This is a genomic window from Pseudomonas mandelii (assembly GCF_002251635.1).
GTDB lineage: Bacteria > Pseudomonadota > Gammaproteobacteria > Pseudomonadales > Pseudomonadaceae > Aquipseudomonas > Aquipseudomonas mandelii_B.
On sequence record NZ_NMOJ01000160.1, the window covers coordinates 1 to 19,561 of the forward strand.

Genomic DNA, 19,561 nt, shown 5'->3' on the forward strand with positions numbered 1-19,561 from the left:
AACTGATTNTCTTTTTTTCTGAGTCGATAAGAGTAAGGTCGGAGGCGTCCCGCAAGGGCACCGATTCCGAGCGAACCTGAAGACCGTTTGAGGGCTTATCCATGCCAAGAAGACGCGTAGCAGCCAAGCGCGAAGTGCTTGACGATCCAAAATACGGAAGCCAAATTCTGGCCAAGTTCATGAACCACGTGATGGAAAGCGGCAAGAAAGCCGTTGCCGAGCGTATCGTTTATGGCGCGCTGGAAAAGGTTAAAGAACGCAAGAACAGCGACCCCCTGGAAATCTTCGAGAAAGCTCTCGACGCCATCGCTCCGCTGGTCGAAGTGAAGTCGCGCCGTGTAGGCGGTGCTACTTACCAGGTTCCGGTTGAAGTTCGTCCGTCCCGTCGTAACGCCCTGGCAATGCGCTGGTTGGTAGACTTCGCCCGTAAGCGCGGCGAGAAGTCTATGGCTCTGCGTTTGGCTGGCGAACTGTTGGACGCTGCTGAAGGTAAAGGTGCTGCTGTTAAGAAGCGTGAAGACGTGCACCGTATGGCTGAAGCTAACAAAGCTTTCTCGCACTACCGCTTCTAATCTTAGCTTCACTAATTTTGCGAGGGCTTTATGGCTCGTACTACTCCGATTAGCCGCTACCGTAACATCGGTATCGTTGCTCACGTGGATGCTGGTAAAACCACCACCACCGAGCGCGTACTGTTTTACACCGGCAAAAGTCACAAGATGGGCGAGGTGCATGACGGCGCCGCGACCACAGACTGGATGGTTCAGGAGCAGGAGCGTGGTATTACCATTACTTCTGCTGCTATTACCGCCTTCTGGAAAGGTTCCGAGAAGCAGTACAAGGATGAGCACCGCTTCAACGTAATCGATACCCCGGGCCACGTAGACTTCACTATTGAAGTTGAACGTTCCCTGCGCGTACTCGACGGCGCTGTCGTTGTGTTCTGCGGTACCTCGGGTGTTGAGCCTCAGTCGGAAACCGTATGGCGTCAAGCCAACAAATACGGCGTTCCACGTCTTGTTTATGTAAACAAGATGGACCGTGCCGGTGCTAACTTCCTGCGCGTGATCGGTCAGATCAAGCAGCGCCTGGGTCACACCCCGGTGCCAATCCAGTTGGCTATCGGTTCCGAAGACAACTTCCAGGGCCAGATCGATCTGCTGACCATGGAAGCTGTTTACTGGAATGACGCTGACAAAGGCATGGTTCCAGTTCGCAAGCCTATCCCTGCTGAACTGCAGGAACTGGCTGACGAATGGCGCAACAACATGGTTGAAGCTGCGGCCGAAGCCAACGAAGAGCTGATGAACAAGTACCTCGAAGGTGAAGAACTCACCAACGTGGAAATCAAGGCCGCTCTGCGTCAGCGTACTATCGCTGGTGAGATCGTCTTGGCTGTTTGCGGTTCCTCGTTCAAGAACAAGGGTGTTCCCCTGGTTCTCGACGCCGTTATCGACTACCTGCCTGCGCCAGTGGATATTCCTGCCATCAAGGGTACTGACCCGGATGACGAGACTATCGAGCTGGAGCGTCATGCAGACGACGCAGAACCGTTCTCCGCTCTGGCATTTAAAATTGCCACTGACCCATTCGTGGGTACCTTGACCTTCGTCCGCGTTTACTCGGGCGTGTTGAACTCCGGCGACGGCGTGATCAACTCGGTTAAAGGCAAAAAAGAGCGCGTGGGTCGTATGGTGCAAATGCACGCAAACGCCCGTGAAGAGATCAAGGAAGTACGCGCTGGTGACATCGCGGCCTTGATCGGCATGAAGGACGTCACCACCGGTGAGACTTTGTGCAACGCTGACAAGCCAATCATCCTGGTTCGCATGGACTTCCCGGAGCCGGTTATTTCGGTTGCCGTAGAGCCTAAGACCAAGGATGACCAGGAAAAAATGGGTATCGCTCTGGGCAAGCTTGCTCAGGAAGATCCATCTTTCCGCGTCAAAACTGATGAAGAGACTGGTCAAACGATCATCTCCGGCATGGGCGAGTTGCACCTGGACATCCTGGTTGATCGGATGCGCCGTGAGTTCAACGTCGAAGCCAACATCGGTAAGCCTCAGGTTTCCTATCGTGAGCGCATCACGAAGAACTGTGAAATCGAAGGCAAGTTCGTTCGTCAGTCCGGCGGTCGTGGTCAGTTCGGTCACTGCTGGATCCGTTTTGCTCCTGCTGACGAAGGTCAGGAAGGTCTGCAATTCGTGAACGAAGTAGTAGGTGGTGTGGTTCCTAAGGAATACATCCCTGCTATCCAGAAGGGTATCGAAGAGCAGATGAAGAACGGTGTTGTTGCCGGCTATCCGCTGATCGGCCTGAAAGCAACCGTTTTTGACGGTTCTTACCACGACGTCGACTCCAACGAGATGGCGTTTAAGGTGGCTGCTTCCATGGCAACCAAGCAACTGGCCCAGAAGGGCGGTGGTGAGTTGCTTGAGCCAATCATGGCGGTAGAAGTTGTTACACCTGAAGACTATATGGGTGATGTCATGGGCGACCTTAACCGTCGTCGCGGCATGATCTTGGGCATGGAAGACACGGTTTCCGGCAAAGTGATTCGCGCCGAGGTTCCGTTGGGTGAGATGTTCGGTTATGCGACCGACGTTCGCTCCATGTCTCAGGGTCGCGCAAGCTACTCTATGGAATTCAAAAAATACAACACAGCTCCGGCGCACATCGCTGAAACTGTATCCAAAAAACAAGGCTGATTCAGTCCTTTAGGCAAGGAGTTAATTGTCGTGGCTAAAGAAAAATTTGATCGTTCCCTACCGCACGTCAACGTTGGCACCATCGGTCACGTTGACCACGGTAAAACCACTCTGACCGCTGCTCTGACTCGCGTCTGCTCCGAAGTTTTCGGTTCGGCAATCGTTGCTTTCGACAAAATCGACAGCGCACCAGAAGAAAAAGCTCGTGGTATCACCATCAACACCGCGCACGTTGAATACAACTCGCTGATCCGTCACTACGCTCACGTTGACTGCCCAGGTCACGCTGACTATGTGAAGAACATGATCACCGGTGCTGCCCAGATGGACGGCGCGATTCTGGTTTGTTCGGCCGCTGATGGTCCGATGCCACAGACCCGTGAGCACATCCTGCTGTCCCGTCAGGTTGGCGTTCCGTACATCGTGGTTTACCTGAACAAGGCTGACCTGGTAGACGACGCTGAGCTGCTGGAACTGGTTGAGATGGAAGTGCGCGATCTGCTGAGCACTTACGACTTCCCAGGTGACGACACTCCGATCATCATCGGTTCTGCTCTGATGGCTCTGAAAGGCAAAGACGATAACGAAATGGGCACCACGTCCGTTCGTAAATTGGTTGAAACTCTGGACAGCTACATNCCAGATCCAGTTCGTGTTATCGACAAGCCGTTCCTGATGCCAATCGAAGACGTATTCTCGATCTCCGGTCGTGGTACTGTTGTGACTGGTCGTATCGAGCGCGGTATCGTTAAGGTTCAAGATCCACTGGAAATCGTTGGTCTGCGTGACACTACTGTCACCACCTGCACCGGTGTTGAAATGTTCCGTAAGCTGCTCGACGAAGGTCGTGCTGGCGAGAACTGCGGCGTTCTGCTGCGTGGTACCAAGCGTGACGACGTTGAGCGTGGCCAGGTTCTGGTTAAGCCAGGTTCGGTTAAGCCGCACACCAAGTTCGAAGCTGAAGTGTACGTATTGAGCAAAGAAGAAGGCGGTCGTCACACTCCGTTCTTCAAAGGCTACCGTCCACAGTTCTACTTCCGTACTACTGACGTGACTGGTAACTGCGAGCTGCCGGAAGGCGTTGAAATGGTTATGCCAGGCGACAACATCAAAATGGTTGTTACCCTGATCAAAACCATCGCAATGGAAGACGGTCTGCGTTTCGCTATCCGCGAAGGCGGCCGTACCGTTGGTGCTGGCGTTGTAGCTAAAATCATCGAGTAATCTCTTTTGAGATTGCCTTGATGTTTTGAAAAGGCCCCCGCTCAGCGGGGGCCTTTTTTATTGGGTTGACACCTATCTGGGCCGTCTATAGAATTGCGCCTCCTTTTAACGGGCGTATTGCGCTCGCTGGGAATAGCAGCCGGAGTCTGAAATCCAATGCAAAATCAGCAAATCCGTATCAGGTTGAAGGCTTTTGACCATCGCCTGATCGACCAATCCACCCAGGAAATCGTGGAAACCGCGAAACGTACTGGTGCACAAGTGCGTGGTCCAATTCCACTGCCTACCCGTAAAGAGCGGTTCACCGTTCTGGTCTCCCCGCACGTCAACAAAGACGCGCGTGACCAGTACGAGATCCGTACTCATAAGCGCGTACTGGACATCGTCCAGCCAACGGATAAAACCGTTGATGCACTTATGAAGCTTGATCTGGCGGCCGGTGTGGAAGTACAGATCAGCCTCGGCTAAGACTTGGGTCTTAGTCGTGTAACGCTCTGAAATGGGCGGCCATAGCGGGTGAAAGCCCCGTACACTCATGAGGTTTACAACATGACTATTGGTGTAGTCGGTCGTAAATGCGGTATGACCCGTATTTTCACCGAAGAAGGTGTCTCCATTCCGGTTACGGTCATTGAGATCGAACCGAATCGCGTCACCCAGTTCAAAACTGAAGAGACCGATGGCTATCGTGCAGTGCAAGTCACTGTCGGCGAGCGTCGTGCTTCGCGCGTGACTGCTGCTCAAGCAGGTCACTTCGCTAAAGCAAACGTTGCAGCTGGTCGCACTGTTATGGAGTTCCGTCTTGAAGAGGGTGACTACCAGGCTGGCGATCTGATCAACGCTGAAATCTTCGCTGCTGGTCAACTGGTTGATGTAACCGGTCAGTCCAAAGGTAAAGGCTTCCAGGGTACGATCAAGCGTTGGAATTTCCGTGGCCAAGACAACACTCACGGTAACTCCGTTTCCCACCGCGTCCCGGGCTCTATTGGCCAGTGCCAGACTCCTGGTCGTGTATTCAAGGGCAAAAAAATGTCCGGTCATATGGGCGCTGAGCGCGTGACCGTGCAGTCCCTCGAAGTAGTGCGCGTCGACGCTGAACGCAATCTGTTGTTGGTCAAGGGTGCTGTTCCTGGCGCTACTGGCGGCAACCTGGTTGTACGTCCAGCGGCCAAGGCTCGCGGTTAAGGGGAAGCTGACATGCAATTAAATGTAAATGACGCTCAAGCGATCGAAGTTTCCGAACTGACGTTTGGCGGCGAGTTCAACGAGACGCTGGTTCACCAAGCAGTCGTGGCCTACATGGCCGGCGGCCGTCAAGGTAGCAAGCAGCAAAAGACCCGTTCCGACGTTCGTGGTGGCGGTAAGCGCCCTTGGCGTCAGAAAGGTACTGGCCGCGCTCGTGCCGGTACTATCCGTAGCCCAATCTGGCGTGGCGGTGGTACCACTTTCGCAGCTCGTCCACAGGATCACACTCAGAAGCTCAACAAGAAGATGTACCGCGCAGCATTGCGCTCCATCCTTGCTGAACTNGTGCGTACTGATCGTCTGGTTGTGGTTCAGGACTTCGCTGTTGAAGCACCGAAAACCAAAGATCTGCTGAACAAGCTGAACGGCATGGGCCTGACTGACGTCTTGATCGTGTCTGAAGCTGTTGATCAGAACCTGTACCTGGCTGCTCGCAACCTGCCACACGTTGATGTACGTGACGTGCAAGGTTCCGATCCAGTTAGTCTGATCGCATACGACAAGGTGTTGATCACCGTGTCGGCCGTGAAGAAATTCGAGGAGCTGCTGGGATGAACCAGGAACGCGTATTTAAAGTTCTGCTTGGCCCGCACGTTTCCGAAAAGGCTACGGTTCTGGCTGACAAGAAAGGCCAGTTCGTTTTCAAGGTTGCAACTGACGCAACCAAGCTGGAAATCAAGAAGGCCGTCGAAAGCCTGTTCAGCGTGAAAGTTGAGCGTGTTACTACCCTGAATGTTCTGGGTAAGAGCAAGCGCACTGCTCGCGGTCTGGGCAAGCGTAATGACTGGAAGAAGGCAGTTATCTCCCTTCAGCCAGGCCAAGATCTCGATTTCAGCAGCAGTGCTGAGTAAGGAAGGGGTGCATCATGGCAATCGTTAAATGCAAACCGACTTCCCCTGGCCGCCGTTTTGTGGTCAAGGTGGTCAACCAGGAGCTGCATAAAGGCGCTCCTCACGCACCGCTGCTCGAGAAGAAATCGAAGACTGGTGGTCGTAACAACAATGGTCGTATTACCACTCGTCACATTGGTGGTGGCCATAAACAGCATTATCGTCTGGTCGACTTCCGTCGCAACGACAAAGATGGCATCGCTGCCACTGTCGAACGTATCGAATACGATCCAAACCGTACTGCTCACATCGCTCTGCTGCTGTACGCAGATGGCGAGCGTCGCTACATCATCGCCCCTAAAGGCGTGAGTGCTGGTGACCAGCTGATCGCAGGTGCTCTGGCACCGATCAAGCCGGGCAACGCTCTGCAACTGCGTAACATTCCAGTTGGTAGCACCGTACACGGCATCGAATTGAAGCCAGGTAAAGGCGCGCAAATCGCTCGTTCCGCTGGTGCTTCGGCTCAGCTGATCGCTCGTGAAGGTGTCTACGTGACCCTGCGTCTGCGTTCTGGTGAGATGCGTAAAGTGCTGGCTGAATGCCGCGCGACCCTGGGTGAAGTCTCGAACTCCGAGCACAGCCTGCGTTCGCTGGGTAAAGCTGGTGCCAAACGCTGGCGTGGCGTTCGCCCAACCGTTCGTGGTGTTGCCATGAACCCGGTTGACCACCCACACGGTGGTGGTGAAGGTCGTACCTCTGGTGGTCGTCATCCGGTATCGCCATGGGGCTTCCCGACTAAGGGCGCGAAGACTCGTGGTAATAAGCGTACCGACAAAATGATCGTCCGTCGTCGCAAGTAAATAGAGGGATACGACAGTGCCACGTTCTCTGAAAAAAGGTCCTTTTATTGATCTTCACCTACTGAAGAAGATCGAAGTGGCGGCGGAAAAGAATGATCGCAAACCGGTGAAAACCTGGTCGCGTCGTTCGATGATCCTGCCACAAATGGTCGGTCTGACCATCGCAGTACACAACGGTCGTCAACACGTCCCAGTTCTCGTTAACGAAGACATGGTCGGCCACAAACTAGGCGAGTTTGCCGGTACCCGCACTTATCGTGGGCACGTGGCAGACAAGAAAGCCAAGCGTTAAGGGGTTAGGAAATGGAAGTAGCCGCTAAGTTGTCGGGCGCTCGAATCTCCGCCCAGAAAGCCCGCTTGGTCGCCGACCAGATCCGCGGGAAGAAGGTGGGCGAAGCGCTCAACCTGTTGGCTTTCAGCAGTAAGAAAGCCGCCGAGATCATGAAGAAAGTGCTGGAGTCGGCCGTAGCCAACGCCGAGCATAACGAAGGCGCAGACGTTGATGACCTGAAGGTCAGCACCGTTTTCGTCAACGAAGGGCGTTCGCTGAAGCGCATCATGCCACGTGCCAAAGGCCGTGCTGATCGCATCGTCAAGCGGTCTTGCCATATCACTGTCAAGGTTGCTGACAAGTAACGGAGTCGAAGAGATGGGTCAGAAAGTACATCCCATTGGCATTCGCCTGGGAATCGTCAAGGAGCACACCTCCGTCTGGTACGCAGACGGTCGGACTTATGCGGACTATTTGTTCGCTGATCTGAAGGTGCGTGAGTATCTCCAAGACAAACTAAAAAGCGCGTCCGTAAGCCGTATCGATATCCATCGTCCGGCGCAAACTGCACGTATCACCATCCACACCGCTCGTCCAGGTATCGTTATCGGGAAGAAAGGTGAAGATGTTGAGAAACTGCGTCAGGACCTGACCAAGCAAATGGGTGTGCCTGTGCACATCAATATCGAAGAGATCCGTAAGCCGGAGCTCGACGGTATGCTGGTTGCGCAGAGCGTAGCTCAGCAGCTGGAGCGTCGCGTAATGTTCCGTCGCGCTATGAAGCGCGCCGTACAGAACGCCATGCGCATTGGTGCCAAAGGCATCAAAATCCAAGTGAGCGGTCGTCTCGGCGGTGCTGAAATCGCACGTACTGAATGGTATCGCGAAGGTCGTGTGCCACTGCACACCCTGCGTGCCGACATCGACTATGCCAACTACGAAGCTCACACCACTTACGGTGTGATCGGTGTAAAGGTTTGGATCTTCAAAGGCGAAGTAATTGGTGGTCGCCAAGAAGAACTGAAACCACAAGCACCAGCGCCTCGTAAAAAAGCTGCTAAGTAAGGGGTACGCCAAATGTTGCAACCAAAGCGTACGAAGTTCCGCAAGCAGATGACAGGCCACAACCGTGGTCTGGCTCAGCGCGGTAGCAAAGTCAGCTTCGGCGAGTTCGCGCTGAAGTCTGTAGCTCGTGGTCGTCTCACCGCTCGTCAGATCGAGTCAGCGCGTCGTGCTCTGACCCGTCACGTTAAACGTGGCGGCAAGATCTGGATCCGTGTATTCCCGGACAAGCCGATTTCCAAAAAGCCCCTCGAAGTTCGGATGGGTAAAGGTAAGGGTAACGTGGAATACTGGGTAGCCCAGATTCAGCCAGGCAAAGTCCTGTATGAAATCGAGGGTGTAACTGAAGAGCTGGCGCGTGAGGCTTTTGCCCTGGCTGCTGCAAAGCTGCCGCTCGCCACCGCCTTTGTTAAACGGACGGTGATGTGATGAAAGCGAATGAACTTCGTGAAAAATCCGCACAGCAGCTGAACGAGCAACTGCTCGGCCTGCTGCGCGACCAGTTCAATCTGCGTATGCAGAAAGCAACTGGCCAGTTGGGGCAGTCTCATCTGCTCTCGCAAGTTAAGCGTGACATTGCTCGCGTGAAGACTGTGCTCAACCAGCAGGCAGGTAAGTGATCATGGCTGAAGCCGAAAAGACTGTCCGTACGCTGACTGGCCGTGTTGTCAGCGACAAGATGGACAAAACCATCACCGTTTTGATCGAGCGTCGCGTTAAGCACCCGATCTACGGTAAATATGTTAAGCGTTCGACTAAGCTGCACGCGCACGACGAAACCAACCAGTGCCACATCGGCGACAAAGTCACTATTCGTGAAACTCGTCCGCTGGCCAAGACTAAGTCTTGGGCACTGGTTGATGTTCTCGAACGCGCTGTGGAAGTCTAAGGACTAGGGGTCGGAGAAATTATATGATTCAGACTCAATCCATGCTCGATGTGGCCGATAACAGCGGCGCTCGCCGTGTTATGTGCATCAAGGTGCTGGGTGGCTCCCATCGTCGTTACGCTGGTATCGGTGACATCATCAAAGTTACCGTGAAGGAAGCAATTCCTCGCGGTAAGGTGAAAAAAGGCCAAGTGATGACTGCTGTTGTAGTCCGCACTCGTCACGGCGTACGCCGTGCAGATGGCTCCATTATCCGCTTTGATGGCAACGCTGCTGTTCTTCTGAACAACAAGCAAGAGCCGATCGGCACCCGTATCTTTGGGCCAGTGACCCGTGAACTTCGTACTGAGAAGTTCATGAAGATCGTCTCGCTCGCCCCAGAAGTGCTGTAAGGAGATCCGACATGCAAAAGATTCGTCGTGACGACGAGATCATCGTGATCGCCGGCAAAGACAAAGGTAAGCGCGGTAAGGTGCTTAAGGTTCTCGCTAATAACCGTCTGGTTATCGGCGGTCTGAACCTGGTTAAGCGTCATACCAAGCCTAACCCGATGTCGGGCGTACAAGGCGGTATCGTCGAAAAAGAAGCTCCGCTGGATGCTTCTAACGTCGCCATTTTCAACGGCGAAACCAACAAGGCTGACCGCGTTGGTTTCAAAGTAGAAGATGGCAAGAAAATTCGTGTCTTCAAGTCGACCCAAAAAGCGGTTGATGCTTGAACACTGCTAGGTAGAAGACCATGGCACGACTAAAAGAGATTTACTGGAAAGAAATCGCACCGAAGCTTAAGGAAGAACTTAAGCTTTCGAACGTGATGGAAGTTCCACGCGTTACCAAAATCACCCTGAACATGGGTCTGGGCGAAGCGGTCGGCGACAAAAAAGTCATCGAACACGCCGTTGCTGACCTGGAAAAGATCACCGGTCAAAAAGTCGTTGTGACTTACGCTCGGAAATCCATCGCTGGCTTTAAAGTCCGTGAAGGTTGGCCGATCGGCGTCAAAGTGACTCTGCGCCGTGAGCGTATGTACGAATTCCTGGATCGTCTGCTGTCGATCTCCCTGCCTCGGGTCCGCGACTTCCGCGGCCTGAATGCCAAGTCCTTCGATGGTCGTGGTAACTACAGCATGGGCGTGAAAGAGCAGATCATCTTCCCGGAAATCGACTACGACAAGATCGATGCTCTTCGCGGTCTGGACATCACCCTGACCACCACTGCCAAGAACGATGATGAAGGCCGCGCTCTGCTGCGTGCGTTCAAATTCCCGTTCCGCAACTGATTGGAGTAGGACCATGGCCAAGATGAGCATGAAAAACCGCGAGCTGAAGCGTCAGCTCACGGTTGCCAAGTACGCCAAGAAGCGTGCAGCACTGAAAGCAATCATCGTTGATCTGAACGCAAGTCCAGAAGCACGTTGGGAAGCTACAGTAGCTCTGCAGAAGCAGCCACGTGACGCAAGCGCTTCGCGCATGCGTAACCGCTGCCGCCTGACCGGTCGTCCACACGGCGTTTACCGCAAGTTCGGCCTTGGCCGTAACAAACTGCGTGAAGCGGCAATGCGTGGTGACGTACCAGGTCTGGTTAAAGCCAGCTGGTAAGTACTTTCAGAGTCCAGGCGGTTGGTATCGCAAGATACTGACCGCCGGTGGCCTTGAATCTGGAACAAGCCCCTTTTGGGGCTTGTTTCATTTCTGGAGTGTGTCTAAAATACGCGGCTCGCCTGAGCCCGTGTGTTTTGCGCTCGGAGATTCTCGGCGACATATGTAGCCGCAAGGCTAATTTTTTTGTATTAGGAGCGTCTAGCCCATGAGTATGCAGGACCCGTTAGCGGACATGCTAACTCGTATCCGTAATGCCCAGATGGCTGAAAAGTCCGTCGTAAGCATGCCATCTTCCAAGTTGAAGGTAGCTGTTGCCAAAGTCCTGAAAGACGAAGGCTACATTGCGGGTTATCAGATCAGCAGCGAAACCAAGCCACTGCTGTCCATCGAGCTGAAGTACTTCGAAGGCCGTTCGGTCATCGAGGAAGTGAAGCGCGTTAGCCGTCCAGGCCTGCGTCAGTACAAGTCCGCCGAAGATCTGCCGAAAGTTCGTGGCGGTCTGGGCGTGTCTATCGTCTCCACCAACAAAGGTGTGATGACGGATCGTGCTGCGCGCGCTGCCGGTGTCGGCGGCGAAGTTCTTTGCACTGTGTTCTAAGGGGGGATAAGCATGTCTCGCGTCGCTAAGAACCCCGTTAAGCTGCCAGCCGGTGTCGAAGTAAAATTCGCAGGCCAACAGCTTTCGGTGAAGGGTGCCAAGGGCACTCTTGAACTGAATATCCATTCGTCCGTTGAGATCGTTGAAGAAGCTGGTGAGCTGCGTTTCGCTGCTCGCAATGGCGATCAACAAACTCGCGCAATGGCCGGTACCACGCGTGCGTTGGTAAACAACATGGTCCAAGGCGTAAGCCAAGGCTTCGAGCGTAAGCTCCAGCTGGTCGGTGTTGGTTACAAAGCGCAAGCAAAAGGCACGGTTTTGAACCTGGCCCTTGGCTTCTCGCACCCAGTGGATTACGAACTGCCGGAAGGCATCACCGCTGAGACCCCTAGCCAAACCGATATCCTGATCAAGGGTATTGATAAGCAGCTGGTAGGTCAGGTGGCCGCTGAGATCCGCGACTTCCGTCCACCAGAGCCGTACAAAGGCAAAGGTGTGCGCTACGCGGACGAAGTCGTCCGTCGTAAAGAAGCCAAGAAGAAGTAGGGCATAGCAAATGACCGACAAAAAAGTTACTCGACTGCGTCGCGCTCGCAAAGCACGCCTGAAAATGCACGAACTCGAAGTCGTGCGTCTCTGCGTGTTCCGCTCGTCGCAGCACATCTACGCCCAGGTCATCTCGGCCGACGGCAACAAAGTCCTGGCAAGCGCCTCGACTTTGGATAAAGAACTGCGTGATGGTGCCACTGGCAACATCGACGCGGCCACTAAGGTTGGCCAGCTGGTCGCTACGCGTGCTAAGGCCGCTGGCGTCTCGCAAGTGGCTTTCGACCGCTCTGGCTTCAAGTACCACGGTCGCGTGAAAGCGCTGGCTGATGCTGCTCGTGAAGCTGGGCTGGAGTTCTAAGTTATGTCAAATAACGACCAAAAGCGCGACGAAGGCTACATTGAGAAGCTGGTTCAAGTTAACCGCGTAGCCAAAACCGTTAAAGGCGGCCGTATCTTCACTTTCACCGCGTTGACCGTGGTGGGTGATGGTAAAGGGCGTGTTGGCTTCGGCCGTGGCAAGTCACGTGAAGTGCCTGCTGCGATCCAGAAGGCAATGGAAGCTGCTCGTCGCAACATGATCCAAGTTGATCTGAACGGCACCACGCTGCAGTACGCAATGAAGTCTGCCCATGGCGCTTCGAAGGTGTACATGCAGCCTGCTTCTGAAGGTACCGGTATCATCGCTGGCGGCGCTATGCGTGCTGTCCTCGAAGTTGCTGGCGTTCAGAACGTTCTGGCCAAGTGCTACGGCTCGACTAACCCGGTAAACGTGGTTCACGCCACTTTCAAGGGTTTGAAAGCTATGCAATCTCCTGAGTCCATTGCTGCCAAGCGCGGCTTGACTGTCAAGGAGATCTTCTGATCATGGCTACCGTTAAAGTAACGCTGATCAAAAGCATGACCGGCCGCATCCCTAACCACAAACTGTGCGTTAAAGGTTTGGGTCTGCGTCGCATCGGTCACACTGTAGAAGTCCTGGATACTCCCGAGAATCGCGGGATGATCAACAAGGCTTACTACATGCTGCGTGTAGAGGGTTAATCGATGAAACTCAATGATCTGAGTCCAGCGCCGGGTTCCCGTCGCGAAAAGCATCGTCCGGGCCGTGGTATCGGTAGCGGTTTGGGTAAGACTGGTGGCCGTGGCCACAAAGGTCAAACCTCCCGCTCCGGTGGCACCATCGCTCCTGGCTTTGAAGGCGGTCAACAGCCGCTGCATCGTCGCCTGCCTAAGTTCGGTTTCGTATCCCTGAAAGCCATGGATCGCGCAGAAGTGCGTCTGTCCGAGCTGGCTAAAGTGGAAGGCGACATCGTTACTGTGCAGACCCTGAAAGATGCCAACGTGATCAACGTCAACGTACAGCGTGTGAAAATCATGCTGTCCGGTGAAGTGACTCGCGCTGTCACTATCGGCAAGGGAATCGGCGCCACCAAAGGTGCGCGTTCGGCTATCGAAGCAGCTGGCGGCAAGTTCGAGGAATAAATGGCTAAGCAAGGTGCTCTCTCAGCGCTCGGCAAAGGCGGTATGTCTGAACTTTGGGCTCGTCTGCGTTTTCTGTTCCTGGCGATTATCGTCTACCGAATAGGCGCACACATCCCGGTTCCAGGTATCAACCCGGACCGACTCGCGGACCTGTTTCGACAGAATGAGGGGACCATTCTTAGCTTGTTCAACATGTTTTCCGGCGGCGCGCTGGAACGGATGAGTATCTTTGCACTGGGGATCATGCCGTACATTTCGGCATCGATCATCATGCAACTGATGACCGCCGTCAGCCCGCAGCTGGAGCAGTTGAAGAAGGAAGGTGAAGCTGGCCGTCGCAAGATTAGCCAGTACACCCGCTACGGCACTGTCGTTCTCGCCCTGGTTCAAGCTATCGGCATGTCCGTTGGTTTGGCGGGGCAGGGCGTTGCGTTCACTGGTGACTTTGGCTTCTATTTCGTCGCAGTATCCACGTTTGTGGCTGGTGCGATGTTCATGATGTGGCTGGGTGAGCAGATTACTGAGCGTGGTGTTGGTAACGGTATCTCGATGTTGATTTTCGCAGGTATCGTCGCCGGTCTTCCGAGAGCAATTGGGCAGTCTTTCGAGTCTGCACGTCAGGGTGATATCAACATCTTCGCTCTGGTTGCCATCGGTTTGCTGGCAGTAGCGATTATCGGTTTTGTGGTGTTCATTGAGCGTGGTCAGCGTCGTATTGCTGTTCACTACGCCAAGCGTCAGCAGGGCCGCAAGGTTTTTGCTGCGCAGACCAGCCACTTGCCGCTGAAAGTGAATATGGCCGGTGTAATTCCGGCAATTTTCGCGAGCAGCATTTTGCTGTTTCCGGCTTCGTTGGGTACCTGGTTTGGTCAGTCTGAAAATATGGGCTGGCTGCAGGACCTCTCTCAGTCGATCGCTCCTGGTCAGCCGTTGAATATTCTGCTGTTTAGTGCAGGGATTATTTTCTTCTGCTTCTTCTATACGGCGTTGATGTTCAATCCGAAAGACGTAGCGGAAAACCTGAAGAAGTCCGGTGCCTTTATTCCGGGCATCCGTCCAGGTGAGCAGTCTGCACGCTACATTGATGGCGTTCTGACTCGTTTGACCCTGTTCGGTGCTCTATATATGACGGCCGTGTGCTTGTTGCCCCAGTTCCTGGTGGTTGCAGCAAACGTTCCGTTCTACCTTGGCGGGACCTCGTTGCTGATCGTGGTCGTGGTTGTGATGGACTTCATGTCCCAAGTACAATCGCACCTCGTTTCGCACCAGTACGAATCCCTGATGAAGAAAGCCAACCTGAAGGGTTACGGCAGCGGCATGTTGCGCTGAGTACCCATAAGGTTCGAGGAGTTGGTGATGAAAGTTCGTGCATCGGTGAAAAAGCTGTGCCGTAACTGCAAAATTATTCGCCGCGAAGGTGTTGTTCGAGTAATTTGCAGCGCGGAACCGCGTCACAAACAGCGCCAAGGCTGAGTGTGATCCGCTTGAAGCCCGGCAGCTAGTGCGCTGCCGGGTTGATTATTTGTTATTACAGCGATATTATCTCGCGCCCTATTTCTTGGCTTCCGGGGCGTAGGTAGCTGTCAATTGGAGTCCCACTGAATGGCCCGTATTGCAGGCGTTAACATTCCAGATAACAAGCACACTGTTATCTCGCTGACCTACATCTATGGTGTTGGTCGCACTACTGCGCAGAAAATTTGCGCAGATACTGGGGTAAACCCAGCCGCAAAGATCAAAGATCTGAGCGACGAGCAGATTGAGCTGTTGCGTGGCGAAGTGGCGAAGTTCACCACTGAAGGTGACCTGCGTCGCGAAATCAACATGAAAATCAAGCGTTTGATGGACCTCGGTTGCTACCGTGGTCTGCGTCATCGTCGCGGTCTTCCAGTACGCGGTCAGCGTACCAAGACTAACGCGCGTACCCGTAAAGGTCCGCGTAAGCCGATCCGCAAGTAATCGCCCACGCGAATCGACAGGAAATTAATCATGGCAAAACCTGCTGCTCGTCCTCGTAAAAAAGTTAAAAAGACAGTGGTTGATGGCATCGCCCACATCCATGCATCTTTTAACAACACAATCGTGACCATCACCGACCGTCAAGGTAACGCGCTGTCTTGGGCTACCTCTGGTGGTTCGGGTTTCCGCGGTTCCCGCAAGTCCACCCCGTTCGCTGCTCAAGTAGCTGCTGAACGTGCTGGTCAAGCTGCGCTGGAATACGGCCTGAAAAACCTCGACGTTAACGTCAAAGGTCCAGGTCCAGGTCGTGAGTCTGCTGTCCGTGCTTTGAACGGCTGTGGCTATAAGATCGCCAGCATCACCGACGTGACGCCAATCCCGCACAACGGGTGCCGTCCGCCGAAGAAGCGCCGCGTGTAATCCAGGAGATTGTAAAGAATGGCTCGTTACATTGGTCCAAAATGCAAACTCGCTCGTCGCGAAGGCACCGATCTCTTCCTGAAGAGCGGCGTGCGCGCGATCGAATCGAAGTGCAACATTGAAGCAGCACCTGGTATCCACGGCCAACGCCGCGGTCGCCAGTCCGATTACGGCACCCAACTGCGTGAAAAGCAGAAGGTCCGTCGTATCTACGGCGTTCTCGAGCGCCAGTTCAGCGGCTACTACAAAGAAGCTGCTGGCAAGAAAGGTGCAACCGGTGAAAACCTGCTGCAACTGCTCGAATGCCGTCTGGACAACGTTGTATACCGTATGGGCTTTGGTTCGACTCGTGCCGAATCCCGTCAGCTGGTATCGCACAAATCCGTCAGCGTAAACGGCCAAACCGTTAACGTGCCGTCTTACCAGGTTCGTGCTGGTGACGTGGTCGCGATTCGCGAGAAAGCAAAAAACCAACTTCGCATTGTCCAAGCTCTCGATCTGTGTGCCCAACGTGGCCGCGTAGAATGGGTAGAAGTAGACACTGAGAAGAAGTCGGGCGTTTTCAAGAACGTTCCTGCTCGCAGTGATCTGTCCGCCGACATCAACGAAAGCCTGATTGTCGAGCTCTACTCCAAGTAAGGGCTAGAAAATAGGTGCATCCATGCAGATTTCGGTAAATGAGTTCCTGACACCCCGCCACATTGATGTGCAGGTTGTCAGTCCAACCCGCGCCAAGATCACTCTCGAGCCTCTCGAGCGTGGTTTTGGCCACACCCTGGGCAACGCGCTGCGCCGCATCCTGTTGTCCTCAATGCCCGGCTGTGCAGTAGTCGAGGCCGAGATTGACGGTGTGCTCCACGAGTACAGCGCCATCGAAGGTGTACAGGAAGACGTAATTGAAATCCTGTTGAACCTTAAAGGTCTGGCTATCAAGCTGCACGGTCGTGACGAAGTTACGCTGACCTTGTCGAAGAAGGGTTCGGGGGTGGTTACCGCTGCCGATATTCAGCTGGATCATGATGTCGAGATCGTTAACCCCGATCACGTAATCGCTAACCTGGCGTCTAACGGCGCCCTGAACATGAAGCTCACTGTAGCTCGTGGTCGTGGTTATGAACCGGCCGACTCGCGTCAGAGCGATGAAGACGAAAGCCGCAGCATTGGTCGCTTGCAGCTTGACTCTTCGTTCAGCCCGGTTCGCCGTATCGCATACGTGGTGGAAAACGCCCGTGTCGAGCAGCGTACTAACCTGGACAAGCTGGTTATTGATCTGGAAACCAACGGTACTCTGGATCCTGAAGAGGCTATTCGCCGCGCTGCAACCATTCTGCAACAGCAGTTGGCTGCGTTCGTCGACCTCAAAGGTGACAGCGAACCAGTGGTAATCGAGCAGGAAGACGAGATCGATCCGATCCTGCTTCGCCCGGTTGACGATCTGGAACTGACTGTACGTTCGGCTAACTGCCTTAAGGCGGAAAACATTTACTACATCGGTGACCTGATTCAGCGTACCGAAGTAGAACTGTTGAAGACTCCGAACCTGGGCAAGAAATCCTTGACTGAAATCAAGGACGTTCTGGCCTCCCGCGGTCTGTCCCTCGGCATGCGCCTCGACAACTGGCCGCCTGCAAGTCTTAAGAAGGACGACAAGGCGACTGCCTGATCGTCGTAATCACCGAACGTGAGTTTGGTAAGGAATGAACCATGCGTCATCGTAAAAGTGGTCGTCACCTGAGCCGTACCAGCTCGCACCGCAAGGCCATGTTCCAAAACATGGCGGTGTCGCTGTTCGAGCACGAGCTGATCAAAACTACACTGCCGAAAGCTAAAGAACTGCGTCGCGTTGCTGAGCCGCTGATCACTTTGGCCAAGACAGACAGCCTGGCTAACCGCCGTCTGGCTTTCGACCGTACTCGTTCGAAAGCTATCGTTGGTAAGCTCTTCAACGACCTGGGCAAGCGTTATGCTACCCGTGAGGGTGGCTACCTGCGCATCCTCAAGTGCGGTTTCCGCACTGGCGACAACGCGCCTATGGCGTACGTCGAGTTGGTTGATCGTGCTACTGCCGGCGAAGCTGTAAGCGCCGAGTAAGACGACAGTCTGAAACGAAGAACCGGGCCTAGTGCCCGGTTTTTTGTGCGCGCTCGAAAAGCATTGCCAACAAGGCATAACCAGAAAGGTAATTAGTAATTTTCTATCGATGGCTACAACGTAATGAATTTGTAGCTGTAACGTTCGTGATCAATACTCCCCTTCAGCCGATTAGCCGGCAGTTAAAGACTGACAGAGGAAGAGATCGCATGAGTCAAAATAAAACGCTGACCACCGCCAGTGGCGCTCCTGTCGCCGACAACCAGAATTCCCGTTCCGCCGGCCCTCGTGGCCCGCTGCTGCTCGACGACTTTCACCTGATCGAGAAGCTTGCCCACTTCAATCGCGAGAACATCCCCGAGCGCCGTGTGCACGCCAAAGGCTCGGGTGCTTACGGCACGTTCACTGTGTCCCGTGACATTACTCAGTACACCAGCGCCAAATTGTTTGAATCGGTCGGCAAGCAAACGCCGACGTTCCTGCGCTTTTCTACGGTTGGCGGCGAACGTGGTTCGGCCGATACCGAGCGCGATCCACGTGGCTTTGCCCTGAAGTTCTACACCGAGGAAGGTAACTGGGACATCGTCGGCAACAACACGCCAGTATTCTTCATCCGCGACCCGCTGAAGTTTCCGGACTTTATCCACACCCAAAAGCGCCTGCCGCAAAGCAACCTGAAAAGTGCGCAGATGATGTGGGACTTCTGGTCGCACTCTCCAGAAGCACTGCACCAGGTCACTATTCTGTTCTCCGACCGCGGTATTCCTGACGGCTATCGTCACATGCACGGCTTTGGTAGCCACACCTACAGCTTGATCAACGCCAATGGCGAGCGGCACTGGGTGAAGTGGCATTACAAGACACAGCAAGGGATCAAGAATCTGGCGCCGGCTGAAGCNGCACGNCTGGCTGGTACAGACCCTGATTACGCGCAGCGTGACTTGTTTGGTGCGATCGAGCGTGGTGACTTCCCGAAATGGCGTGTATGCATTCAGATCATGACCGAGGCCCAGGCTGCGGCGCATTATGAAAACCCGTTCGATGTGACCAAAACCTGGTCGCAGAAGGAGTTTCCGCTGATCGAAGTCGGCGAGCTGGAGCTCAACCGCAATCCGCAAAACTACTTTGCCGAAGTCGAGCAAGCGGCATTCGGCCCGAGCAACATGGTCCCGGGCGTTGGCCTGTCGCCAGATCGAATGCTCCAGGGCCGCGTGTTCGCTTATGCCGACGCGCATCGCTACCGCATCGGCACCAACCATCAGCAATTGCCGGTGAACGCACCTCGCAGTCCGGTGAATAGCTATCAGCGCGATGGTTCGATGGCATTCGGCAGCAATGGCGGTGCAGCACCTAACTATGAGCCGAACAGCTACGTCGATTCGCCGAAACAAGCGCCTCGCTACGCTGAGCCACCGTTGGCATTGAGCGGTGCCGCTGATCGTTACGATCATCGTGAAGACACTGACTACTACAGCCACGCCGGGGCGCTGTTTCGCCTGATGACTGACGAGCAGAAAACACTGCTGGTCAACAACATTGCCGGAGCCATGGCCGGCGTTTCCGGTGATGTGATAGATCGTCAATTGCAGCACTTCTTCAAGGCCGATCCGGCGTATGGAGAAGCAATCGCAAAGGCGTTGGGTGTATCGCTTAACTGACTCTAAACGATAAGCAGAACCGCCCTCATTTGGGCGGTTTTTGCGTTATTTGAACCACTTTTCTCAGAATATCTTCGCTTTTATCGCGCAAGCGGAGTGACCAAACAGTCTCCTT

The 19,561-nt window shown here is 54.2% G+C and carries 32 protein-coding genes; all 32 read left to right on the forward strand.

What is annotated here, in order from left to right; genetic code table 11:
- Nucleotides 1-101 precede the first annotated feature (101 nt).
- The 32 genes from rpsG to B7L09_RS20665 all read left to right on the forward strand — a co-directional run bounded on the left by rpsG (nucleotide 102) and on the right by B7L09_RS20665 (nucleotide 19,446).
- Nucleotides 102-572, forward strand: coding sequence for a 30S ribosomal protein S7 (rpsG, locus tag B7L09_RS20510; RefSeq protein ID WP_002555493.1), 471 nt, complete (start codon nucleotides 102-104; stop codon nucleotides 570-572).
- Between the two features lie 30 nt (nucleotides 573-602).
- On the forward strand, nucleotides 603-2,708 hold the full coding sequence (gene fusA / locus B7L09_RS20515; protein ID WP_015886136.1) for an elongation factor G: 2,106 nt from the start codon (nucleotides 603-605) through the stop codon (nucleotides 2,706-2,708).
- Nucleotides 2,709-2,738: 30 nt separating this feature from the next.
- A complete protein-coding gene (gene tuf, locus B7L09_RS20520) occupies nucleotides 2,739-3,932 on the forward strand; it encodes an elongation factor Tu (protein ID WP_094470389.1) in 1,194 nt (397 codons plus the stop codon).
- 156 nt (nucleotides 3,933-4,088) lie between these two features.
- Nucleotides 4,089-4,400: a 30S ribosomal protein S10 gene (rpsJ, locus tag B7L09_RS20525; protein ID WP_003186070.1), complete on the forward strand. Its 312-nt coding sequence runs from the start codon at nucleotides 4,089-4,091 to the stop codon at nucleotides 4,398-4,400.
- A gap of 81 nt (nucleotides 4,401-4,481) precedes the next feature.
- On the forward strand, nucleotides 4,482-5,117 hold the full coding sequence (rplC, locus tag B7L09_RS20530; RefSeq protein ID WP_007253310.1) for a 50S ribosomal protein L3: 636 nt from the start codon (nucleotides 4,482-4,484) through the stop codon (nucleotides 5,115-5,117).
- A gap of 12 nt (nucleotides 5,118-5,129) precedes the next feature.
- Nucleotides 5,130-5,732, forward strand: coding sequence for a 50S ribosomal protein L4 (gene rplD, locus B7L09_RS20535; protein ID WP_003210082.1), 603 nt, complete (start codon nucleotides 5,130-5,132; stop codon nucleotides 5,730-5,732).
- Nucleotides 5,729-6,028, forward strand: a complete 300-nt coding sequence (rplW, locus tag B7L09_RS20540; protein ID WP_002555488.1) for a 50S ribosomal protein L23 — start codon at nucleotides 5,729-5,731, stop codon at nucleotides 6,026-6,028. Before rplD ends, rplW begins: the two co-directional genes overlap by 4 nt.
- 14 nt (nucleotides 6,029-6,042) lie before the next feature.
- Complete coding sequence (gene rplB / locus B7L09_RS20545) at nucleotides 6,043-6,867, forward strand: 50S ribosomal protein L2 (protein ID WP_003210080.1); 825 nt, start codon at nucleotides 6,043-6,045, stop codon at nucleotides 6,865-6,867.
- A 16-nt stretch (nucleotides 6,868-6,883) separates the two neighbouring features.
- Entirely contained in the window at nucleotides 6,884-7,159 is a 276-nt protein-coding gene (gene rpsS / locus B7L09_RS20550) for a 30S ribosomal protein S19 (protein WP_002555486.1), read from the forward strand.
- A gap of 11 nt (nucleotides 7,160-7,170) precedes the next feature.
- Nucleotides 7,171-7,503 carry a 50S ribosomal protein L22 gene (gene rplV, locus B7L09_RS20555; RefSeq protein WP_003103908.1) on the forward strand — a complete coding sequence of 111 codons (333 nt, stop codon included), beginning with the start codon at nucleotides 7,171-7,173 and terminating at the stop codon, nucleotides 7,501-7,503.
- A 13-nt stretch (nucleotides 7,504-7,516) separates the two neighbouring features.
- The gene (gene rpsC / locus B7L09_RS20560) at nucleotides 7,517-8,203 is read left to right on the forward strand and encodes a 30S ribosomal protein S3 (RefSeq protein ID WP_003176422.1); all 687 of its coding nucleotides are present in this window, start codon (nucleotides 7,517-7,519) and stop codon (nucleotides 8,201-8,203) included.
- Between the two features lie 12 nt (nucleotides 8,204-8,215).
- Entirely contained in the window at nucleotides 8,216-8,629 is a 414-nt protein-coding gene (rplP, locus tag B7L09_RS20565; RefSeq protein WP_003232424.1) for a 50S ribosomal protein L16, read from the forward strand.
- Nucleotides 8,629-8,820, forward strand: a complete 192-nt coding sequence (gene rpmC, locus B7L09_RS20570; protein ID WP_002555481.1) for a 50S ribosomal protein L29 — start codon at nucleotides 8,629-8,631, stop codon at nucleotides 8,818-8,820. The genes rplP and rpmC overlap by 1 nt, the downstream gene beginning before the upstream one ends.
- A 2-nt stretch (nucleotides 8,821-8,822) precedes the next feature.
- A complete protein-coding gene (rpsQ, locus tag B7L09_RS20575) occupies nucleotides 8,823-9,089 on the forward strand; it encodes a 30S ribosomal protein S17 (RefSeq protein WP_003176419.1) in 267 nt (88 codons plus the stop codon).
- Between the two features lie 23 nt (nucleotides 9,090-9,112).
- A complete protein-coding gene (gene rplN, locus B7L09_RS20580) occupies nucleotides 9,113-9,481 on the forward strand; it encodes a 50S ribosomal protein L14 (protein WP_002555479.1) in 369 nt (122 codons plus the stop codon).
- 11 nt (nucleotides 9,482-9,492) lie between these two features.
- Nucleotides 9,493-9,807, forward strand: a complete 315-nt coding sequence (rplX, locus tag B7L09_RS20585) for a 50S ribosomal protein L24 (RefSeq protein WP_003176416.1) — start codon at nucleotides 9,493-9,495, stop codon at nucleotides 9,805-9,807.
- Nucleotides 9,808-9,827: 20 nt separating this feature from the next.
- Nucleotides 9,828-10,367 carry a 50S ribosomal protein L5 gene (rplE, locus tag B7L09_RS20590; protein WP_003176415.1) on the forward strand — a complete coding sequence of 180 codons (540 nt, stop codon included), beginning with the start codon at nucleotides 9,828-9,830 and terminating at the stop codon, nucleotides 10,365-10,367.
- A 13-nt stretch (nucleotides 10,368-10,380) separates the two neighbouring features.
- On the forward strand, nucleotides 10,381-10,686 hold the full coding sequence (gene rpsN, locus B7L09_RS20595; protein ID WP_003176414.1) for a 30S ribosomal protein S14: 306 nt from the start codon (nucleotides 10,381-10,383) through the stop codon (nucleotides 10,684-10,686).
- Nucleotides 10,687-10,894: 208 nt separating this feature from the next.
- Complete coding sequence (rpsH, locus tag B7L09_RS20600; protein ID WP_010566853.1) at nucleotides 10,895-11,287, forward strand: 30S ribosomal protein S8; 393 nt, start codon at nucleotides 10,895-10,897, stop codon at nucleotides 11,285-11,287.
- A 12-nt stretch (nucleotides 11,288-11,299) separates the two neighbouring features.
- Nucleotides 11,300-11,833 carry a 50S ribosomal protein L6 gene (gene rplF / locus B7L09_RS20605; protein ID WP_003176412.1) on the forward strand — a complete coding sequence of 178 codons (534 nt, stop codon included), beginning with the start codon at nucleotides 11,300-11,302 and terminating at the stop codon, nucleotides 11,831-11,833.
- A gap of 10 nt (nucleotides 11,834-11,843) precedes the next feature.
- Nucleotides 11,844-12,194 carry a 50S ribosomal protein L18 gene (gene rplR / locus B7L09_RS20610; RefSeq protein ID WP_003186037.1) on the forward strand — a complete coding sequence of 117 codons (351 nt, stop codon included), beginning with the start codon at nucleotides 11,844-11,846 and terminating at the stop codon, nucleotides 12,192-12,194.
- 3 nt (nucleotides 12,195-12,197) lie between these two features.
- Complete coding sequence (gene rpsE / locus B7L09_RS20615) at nucleotides 12,198-12,698, forward strand: 30S ribosomal protein S5 (RefSeq protein WP_003176409.1); 501 nt, start codon at nucleotides 12,198-12,200, stop codon at nucleotides 12,696-12,698.
- A gap of 2 nt (nucleotides 12,699-12,700) precedes the next feature.
- On the forward strand, nucleotides 12,701-12,877 hold the full coding sequence (gene rpmD / locus B7L09_RS20620; protein ID WP_003186033.1) for a 50S ribosomal protein L30: 177 nt from the start codon (nucleotides 12,701-12,703) through the stop codon (nucleotides 12,875-12,877).
- A gap of 3 nt (nucleotides 12,878-12,880) precedes the next feature.
- Entirely contained in the window at nucleotides 12,881-13,318 is a 438-nt protein-coding gene (rplO, locus tag B7L09_RS20625) for a 50S ribosomal protein L15 (RefSeq protein ID WP_003176407.1), read from the forward strand.
- The gene (gene secY, locus B7L09_RS20630; RefSeq protein ID WP_016969470.1) at nucleotides 13,319-14,647 is read left to right on the forward strand and encodes a preprotein translocase subunit SecY; all 1,329 of its coding nucleotides are present in this window, start codon (nucleotides 13,319-13,321) and stop codon (nucleotides 14,645-14,647) included. It abuts the gene before it with no gap.
- Between the two features lie 27 nt (nucleotides 14,648-14,674).
- A complete protein-coding gene (gene rpmJ / locus B7L09_RS20635; protein WP_002555468.1) occupies nucleotides 14,675-14,791 on the forward strand; it encodes a 50S ribosomal protein L36 in 117 nt (38 codons plus the stop codon).
- 129 nt (nucleotides 14,792-14,920) lie between these two features.
- Nucleotides 14,921-15,277 (forward strand): 30S ribosomal protein S13, encoded by a 357-nt coding sequence (rpsM, locus tag B7L09_RS20640; protein ID WP_003210063.1) that lies wholly within the window; start codon nucleotides 14,921-14,923, stop codon nucleotides 15,275-15,277.
- 30 nt (nucleotides 15,278-15,307) lie between these two features.
- A complete protein-coding gene (rpsK, locus tag B7L09_RS20645; protein ID WP_002555466.1) occupies nucleotides 15,308-15,697 on the forward strand; it encodes a 30S ribosomal protein S11 in 390 nt (129 codons plus the stop codon).
- Nucleotides 15,698-15,715: 18 nt separating this feature from the next.
- The gene (rpsD, locus tag B7L09_RS20650; RefSeq protein ID WP_003210056.1) at nucleotides 15,716-16,336 is read left to right on the forward strand and encodes a 30S ribosomal protein S4; all 621 of its coding nucleotides are present in this window, start codon (nucleotides 15,716-15,718) and stop codon (nucleotides 16,334-16,336) included.
- A gap of 22 nt (nucleotides 16,337-16,358) precedes the next feature.
- The gene (locus B7L09_RS20655; RefSeq protein ID WP_003176403.1) at nucleotides 16,359-17,360 is read left to right on the forward strand and encodes a DNA-directed RNA polymerase subunit alpha; all 1,002 of its coding nucleotides are present in this window, start codon (nucleotides 16,359-16,361) and stop codon (nucleotides 17,358-17,360) included.
- Between the two features lie 41 nt (nucleotides 17,361-17,401).
- Complete coding sequence (rplQ, locus tag B7L09_RS20660) at nucleotides 17,402-17,788, forward strand: 50S ribosomal protein L17 (RefSeq protein ID WP_007918448.1); 387 nt, start codon at nucleotides 17,402-17,404, stop codon at nucleotides 17,786-17,788.
- Between the two features lie 209 nt (nucleotides 17,789-17,997).
- On the forward strand, nucleotides 17,998-19,446 hold the full coding sequence (locus B7L09_RS20665) for a catalase (protein ID WP_094470390.1): 1,449 nt from the start codon (nucleotides 17,998-18,000) through the stop codon (nucleotides 19,444-19,446).
- Nucleotides 19,447-19,561 lie beyond the last annotated feature (115 nt).